The following is a 7369-nucleotide window of genomic DNA, read 5'->3' on the forward strand; positions in this document are numbered from 1 at the left end:
CTTTTAACTTTCTTATACCAATTATATTTCACGATGTTCACAAATGGGAACCATCTCAGTATGGTATGGTAAGTTCTGCAGCTGGAGTAGGAGCGTTACTTGCTACTTTAATTGGCAAATATGAAAAGTACATTCCATCGTATATATTTTTATTAATTGCTTTAATTGATTTATCCCTTGGATTTATTAATTCATGGTATATCTCTATTTTCTGTGCCTTATGTTTGGGGTTTGTATTCAATCATTCTAGAATATTCCAAAGGCAAATCATGTTTGAAAATATATATGTAAAAGAAGAAACAACTATTTGGACCGGTCGTTCAACTGTTGTTTTACAGGTTACAAAAGCTTCCTTACCCCTAGTTCTATCACTTCCTATTAATTGGATAGGAACAGTAAACTCAGGGATTTTATTAGGGGTAATTGGCGTAGTTGTTTCCATACTTTTGATGGTCATTTATTTCTTAGAAAGAAAGCATAGTAGAAAGGACATAGAGAATGTAAAAGCCCTAGAAACTATGTAGTGTTTTTAAAATAATAGTTGGGGGGATAATTTTATCTACCCCCCCGGGTTTTTAAATACGATTATTCCTTTTTAATAAAATCTTCTGTACGGGTCCAAAGCAAAAAAAGCGGAATGGTTAAATTTTTTGACTTCTACAGTAGGACTGTTTGATATCACAAAACTCCCATCCTCTTGTTATAAAATAAGCTTTAATCGTATTTCAGATTAATACCGCTATACAGGTTACTTATGAAGCAAGCCAGGGAAGAGAGAACCGAGACCCGTGGCTGCCATTTGAACCGCAATAATGGCCAATAACAGCCCCATAAGACGTGTTATGACGTTCATCTCCGTCTTACCCAAGTGTTGATGAATCCATCCTGAATAATAAAAAATGATGTAGGTTCCGCCAAGTACAATCAGAACGCCAATAAAGACAGCGATAGAGTGAAAGACAAGACTTCCGCCACTTGATAAACCCATGACCGTGGCAATGGTTCCAGGGCCTGCAATAAGTGGGATTGCCAACGGAGTTACGGAAATATCATCTTTCCCTGCACTTTCAACATGTTCTTCAGGATGAGGCGCATGTGCGTGGGAGTGTTTCGCCTGCATCAGGTTATACGCAATTCCAAAAATTAATATGCCGCCGGCTACGCGAAAAGCCGCAACTGTAATTCCAAATACCTGAAAAATGATGTGACCTAAGACAATAAAGATAGTAAGGATCACGAAGGCAATCAGAATACCTTTTCTTGCAATTCTTCGTTGCTCAGCTACAGACGTTCCTTCGGTAAGAGACAGAAAGATGGGGACATTTCCAAGCGGGTTCATGACTGCAAACACAGAGATAACAGCGTGAATGATAAAGGTAACCATGCATATTCCCCTCCTCTTTTGTTTATTTATACCAACCGGCTCGGAAATATAAACTTCTTCTCGGCAATGTCCTCGCCTTGAATTTGCTCATATAATAATTCCGCAGCCTTTTTCCCCATTTCATATGCAGGATGAATGATATACGAAATGGGTGCTTCGAGCAAGTGGACAAATGGAATATTGTCAAACACAATCAGTTCCATCTCTTTGCCCAGCTTGATCTCCCGCTCCTTTATGAATTCCATTACTGCCAAGAATACACGTTCATTTGCAGCAAAAATAGCAGTCGGCTTTTTCGCTGACGAAAAAAGTTGTCCCAGTTTCCATTTCAATTCCGGAATGTCTGCTTCCACAATATAATCTGGATTGATTTCTAACCCTGCATCCTTTAATGCTTTCTTATATCCTTTCAACCGATCTATTCGCGGGCTTACCGTTAAAGGCTGCACAGCAAACGCAATGTTCCGGTGGCCTTTTTCAATCAGGTTCATAATGGCTCTATATGTAGACTCGGTATTATCGGTAATGACTGAACAAGCATCAAGGCTTTCCACTTTCCGGTCTACAAATACGACTGGGTAGCCTTCCTTGACCATGCTCTCATATAATTCATGATTATGTTCCGATGGAAAAATAATCAGACCATCCACCTGCTTAGCGCGCAGCATTTCAATATACCTTTTTTCCTTTTTAGGATCATCATCCGCATTGCAGACAATAACATGTACATCATACATGTGGAAAAAATCCTCAATCGCACGGCTGACCTCGGTGGAAAAATGATGCACAATGTTCGCTACAATAATCCCGACCATGGAAGTCCGCTTTTGCTTTAAGCTTCTTGCGATATAGTTTGGCTGATAACCGAGTTTTTCAATCGCTGCTTCGATTTTACGCCTCGTTTTTTCGCCCATATATTCATACCGTTTGTTTAAAAATTGTGAAACAGTACTCTTCGATACGCCCGCTTCTTTAGCCACATCAGCCATTGTAACTTTTTCCATGACGATCTTCCTCTTTCATTCATTCACTAACTCCATTTTAGCGATAAATCGTTTTAGTTTCCAGTTGAGAGGGATGGTTCACCAGAGCGGGCCTTCAGTTACCTATATCGGTTTATCCGAAAAAATAATAACCCCACTCCTAAACGATTAGAGCGGGGTCCTTTCGTTTCGCCTCATCCAATGTCGGGTTTCCTTCCCAGTCACCTTTAAATGGAGTATCCAGCCCGGTGACCAAGCCGATTTCAATTCATCCTTTTAAGCACTGTCAATGATTAATCGACAGTGGCTCCCGGCCATTCTGTTTAGTGACCGCACTAACCTAAAACCACCATTAAGGTCTTATAATAGACCAGTAACATCACCACTACCGCAAGAAAGTTTGCTATATTTTTTTTTAATTTAATGGACCGAAGAATCTTTTTGGTAATAAATCCCGCCACTAAAGGTATGAATATGATGATTGCAATTTGAAAAACCGTATGATTCATCGTTTCCTTTAAATCCTCCAATTGTTATATCAATGAACACGATTATACAAAAGGAGACCATTTCCTTCAATCCATATATCCCTCTATTTCTTGCGCTGTATTTATAGCCCTTTTTTTACAAAGTCGTATTGATATGTTTGCCTCCAACGTGTTGAAATTTTAGAAAACTCACCGACTTGGAGCCCGATAGGCTGTTCATGAGGTGTAGTTGCCCTTATGCCTGATAGGAAAGTTTTACTTCCTATTGACCAAAAAAGCCCCATACCTGATCGTTTAGGTATAGGGCTTTTTATTCTCATATGGTGGTGTCAGGGCTCGTTGTATTAGAGTTTGTATCTGTATTTGCGTTGGTTCCTTGCCCGCCGACAGCTCTTGGTTTCATTACCCTGATTTTGTTGATTGTTTTTCCGTCTGATTTATAATAGATGGCTAAAATACTGCCTACCGAAATATCTTTCAGTGTAATTTGATTTTTAGTCATGCCGTTTGTTCCTCTTGTCATGGTCACAATCGATACTCCGTCAGGAATTGTGATTGTCTTTTCCTCACCGGTGTATCTTTTCGCCCAGTTTCTGTTAGGACCTCCTGCACCATTACCGTTACCAGCTGTAATATTTCCGCCATTTTGTTCATTATTTTGCCCATTGTGGCGATTTTGTTTATTGCCCCCTTTCCGCTGAGGAATTTCCATCAGCTTTAAGGTCACTTCATTGCCATTTATTTTTGCCACTTCTCCATATACATCCGGTTTAGTAAAACCATTCGCAGCATGTTGGGGACCGTTGGATACTGCAGACGCCTGGCTCGAACTATCGCCATTAGAGCAGCCTGCAACGGCGAAAATCACCAAGAATGAAACAAACGCAGCAAATAAACGTTTCATCTTCATATTCTTTTCTCCTTGTTTTCATACAATTTAACCCAATACAAAAAAGATATTGAAGCAATCCTGATTATCGTATGAAAACCTTAACTTATCCTTAAAATACGAGGATGTGAGTAAGAAACTTAGTCTGGATCAGAATCGGATTGGGGCCCATGAACATCGGTTTCCTCAAATGCCTCTTCCGTGATTGGAACTCGAACTCCTTTTATTTTTTCTGCTTCAGGTGCCAATACTCCCGATTGGTTCTCGAACTTCTCTCATTTTCACTGTTTCAGGTGCCAATTCCTTCGATTGAAGCCCGAACCCCTTTCTTTTTTCCTATTTCGGATGCTACCGATCAAAAGTTTTTATAAATGTGTCATAGTATTTCTTTTTTGTGGGATTCTTTTAAATAAAGAACAAAACGCGCTTGCTAAATAAAATATTTCTAAATAATTTTTATTCATTGATTATTCTAAAAATTAAAAACCAATAAACTCTATAATTAAAGTAAATTCTTCTAAAAATTCAATCGTTATTGACAAGTTTCGACTATTAAAATATTATTTTAATATATAAAGGAGGTTAAATGATGGGTCAATCATTAAAAAAGCAGAAAATTTCGCATAGTGTTACACAAGAATTGTCAGCAAGACAGAAAGTTGTGGCGAGTGTTCCACAAACAGGTTTTTTTGGACACCCTAAAGGATTATTAACACTTTTCTTCACTGAATTTTGGGAGCGCTTTTCCTACTATGGAATGAAAGCAATCCTTGTCTATTATATGTATTATTCCGTATCTAAAGGCGGCTTAGGAATTGATCAGCAGACCGCACTTGCAATCGCTTCCATTTATGGATCGCTTGTATTCATGTCGGGAGTGATCGGCGGTTGGATCTCTGACCGAATCACCGGTGCTTCCAGTGCTGTATTCTACGGTGGTATCTTGATTATGTTTGGTCATATTGCCTTAGCTGTACCAGGAAGCATGACAATGTTTTTTGTTTCCATGATCCTCATTGTTCTTGGTACCGGATTACTGAAACCAAATATTTCAACAGTTGTAGGAGAAATGTATGATATTAAAGACACCCGGCGTGATGCTGCATTTAGTATCTTCTATATGAGCGTTAACCTCGGTGCTTTCATTTCACCTTATGTAGTCGGAACAGTTGGGTTAAGCTACAATTTCCACTTAGGATTTGGTCTTGCCGCTATCGGTATGTTTCTTGCATTAGTCATCTATATGCTAACAAAGAAGAAGAATCTAGGTCTTGCAGGGAAGTTTGTTACGAATCCACTACGTCCGGAAGAAAAGAAAAAGACCTTCACGCTAATTGGTATTGGGGCATTAGTTATTTTAGCACTAGTTGCCGCAGCCATTAAAACTGGAACATTAACAGTTCAAACATTTATTGATCTTGTCGGCATCTTAGGTTTTGTTATTCCGATTCTTTATTTTGTAATTATGTATCGCAGCCCGAAAACAACGAAAGAAGAACGTTCTCACCTGATTGCATATATACCGCTATTTATTGCGGGGGTTATGTTCTGGTCCATCGAAGAACAGGGCACAACCATTTTAGCAAGCTTTGCTGATCAGCGCACGCAATTACACTTTGCTGGCATTCATATTTCACCAGCCTGGTTCCAATCATTAAATCCATTGTTTATTATTATCTTTGCTCCAATTCTTGGATGGATCTGGGTGAAATTAGGTGACAAACAGCCGACTTATACGCAAAAGTTCTCATTTGGGTTATTGTTAGCCGGATTATCATTCCTTGCAATTCTTGCGCCAGCATGGCTCGGCGGTACACATGCACTTGTCAACCCACTATGGCTTGTGCTTAGTTACTTCCTTGTATCCATTGGAGAATTAGCATTATCGCCAGTTGGACTTTCTGCAACAACCAAATTGGCACCTTCTGCCTTCTCAGCTCAGATGTTGAGCCTCTGGTTTTTAACAGATGCTGCAGCCCAAGCCTTAAATGCCCAGCTCGTAAGATTCTACACGCCACAAAACGAGATGGCTTACTTTGGCACGATTGGGATTGCATCCATCATACTTTCGTTGATCATGTTTGCCATCTCACCAAAAATGCAAAAGTTTTTCAAGGGAGTTAAATAATTAAAAAAAACCTGCGGTGGATTATTTCTTCCACAGGTTTTTTTGTGTTTTAGAAAAAGTTTAGAGCTTCGCTGTTATTTATAATAAAGCAGGCATTTGCATGAAAATACTTTGACAAATGAATACTAATATTGTAAATTGAAAATATACGAACGTTTTCTTTTTATATGTATTTAATATTCGTGTTTAGGGGTGTAAATTATGGATAATGTATTTGATTATGAAGATATACAGTTAATTCCCGCAAAATGTGTAGTAAATAGCCGTTCCGAGTGTGATACTTCGGTCGAATTTGGTGGACGCACGTTCAGAATGCCGGTTGTGCCTGCCAATATGCAGACCATTATCGATGAAAAGATTGCTGTATTTTTGGCAGAAAACAATTATTTCTATATTATGCACCGCTTTCATCCAGAAAAGCGGATTAATTTCATTAAAGATATGAAAGCTCGAGGATTATACGCCTCCATCAGTGTCGGTGTAAAAGAAGAAGAATACAGATTCATTGAACAAGTAGCTGAGGAGCAGCTTAAGCCGGAATATATTACGATTGATATTGCCCATGGCCATTCCGATGCCGTGATCAGAATGATTCAACATATCAAGAAACACTTGCCAGAAAGTTTTGTCATCGCTGGGAATGTTGGTACGCCTGAAGCCGTCAGAGAACTGGAAAATGCCGGCGCAGACGCCACCAAAGTAGGCATTGGTCCTGGTAAAGTATGTATTACAAAAATTAAAACCGGATTTGGGACCGGAGGCTGGCAATTATCGGCTCTTCGCTGGTGTGCCAAAGCGGCAAGCAAACCGATCATTGCTGACGGCGGTATCCGCACCCATGGCGATATCGCAAAATCCGTCCGTTTCGGCGCCTCCATGGTCATGATCGGCTCACTATTTGCTGGCCATGAAGAGTCTCCGGGAGAAACCATTAAGAAAGATGGAAAAATCTACAAAGAATACTTCGGTTCGGCTTCCGAGTTCCAGAAAGGCGAACGGAAGAATGTAGAAGGTAAAAAAATGTATGTGGAACATAAAGGTTCCTTAAAAGACACATTGATTGAAATGGAACAAGACCTGCAATCCTCGATCTCTTACGCCGGTGGGCGCACACTGCAAGCCATTCGGAATGTTGATTATGTCGTGGTAAAAAACTCCATTTTTAATGGAGATAAGGTCTATTAATTAATTCCGCCGGAGTGATGCTGTTCGGCGGAGTTTTTTTGCCCATCGAGTCCTTAGTTGATGATACAAGGACATAACGGGCAGTCCGAAGTGCCGGAAACTAATAATCCATTTCATAACATTTATTTTCAATACATTAGGGAATGATTATTCAAGGGGTTTTGGGGATTAAACAGACGCATTAGCAAGGGAAATGTCCTTCATCATCGGGTTGAAAGATAAAACCACTCGCATTAGCAAGGAAAATGTCCTTCATCATCGGATTGAAAGATAAAACCACTCGCATTAGCAAGGGAAATATCCTTCATCATC

General features: G+C 39.7%; 5 protein-coding genes and 1 pseudogene. 3 read left to right on the plus strand and 3 right to left on the minus strand.

Going from position 1 to position 7369, the window contains the following annotated elements; genetic code table 11:
• A pseudogene (locus BFU02S_RS17070) lies at positions 1-524 on the plus strand (MFS transporter); the annotation flags it as partial.
• Positions 525-748: 224 nt separating this feature from the next.
• On the opposite strand, the gene BFU02S_RS13825 reads toward BFU02S_RS17070, so the two are convergent.
• From BFU02S_RS13825 to BFU02S_RS13835, 3 genes are all read right to left on the minus strand, one after another.
• Positions 749-1384 (minus strand): MarC family protein, encoded by a 636-nt coding sequence (locus tag BFU02S_RS13825; protein WP_066371764.1) that lies wholly within the window; start codon positions 1382-1384, stop codon positions 749-751.
• Positions 1385-1410: 26 nt separating this feature from the next.
• Positions 1411-2388 (minus strand): LacI family DNA-binding transcriptional regulator, encoded by a 978-nt coding sequence (locus BFU02S_RS13830; protein ID WP_066371766.1) that lies wholly within the window; start codon positions 2386-2388, stop codon positions 1411-1413.
• A gap of 783 nt (positions 2389-3171) precedes the next feature.
• Positions 3172-3765, minus strand: coding sequence for a hypothetical protein (locus tag BFU02S_RS13835; RefSeq protein WP_066371768.1), 594 nt, complete (start codon positions 3763-3765; stop codon positions 3172-3174).
• A 568-nt stretch (positions 3766-4333) separates the two neighbouring features.
• On the opposite strand from BFU02S_RS13835, the gene BFU02S_RS13840 reads away from it, so the two are divergent.
• Positions 4334-5872 (plus strand): peptide MFS transporter, encoded by a 1539-nt coding sequence (locus BFU02S_RS13840; RefSeq protein ID WP_066371775.1) that lies wholly within the window; start codon positions 4334-4336, stop codon positions 5870-5872.
• A 201-nt stretch (positions 5873-6073) separates the two neighbouring features.
• A complete protein-coding gene (gene guaC / locus BFU02S_RS13845; protein WP_066371778.1) occupies positions 6074-7057 on the plus strand; it encodes a GMP reductase in 984 nt (327 codons plus the stop codon).
• Positions 7058-7369: the final 312 nt, after the last annotated feature.

Origin of the sequence: Neobacillus fumarioli NBRC 102428 (assembly GCF_001591485.1) — a bacterium.
In the GTDB taxonomy this organism is placed as follows: domain Bacteria; phylum Bacillota; class Bacilli; order Bacillales; family Cytobacillaceae; genus Neobacillus; species Neobacillus fumarioli.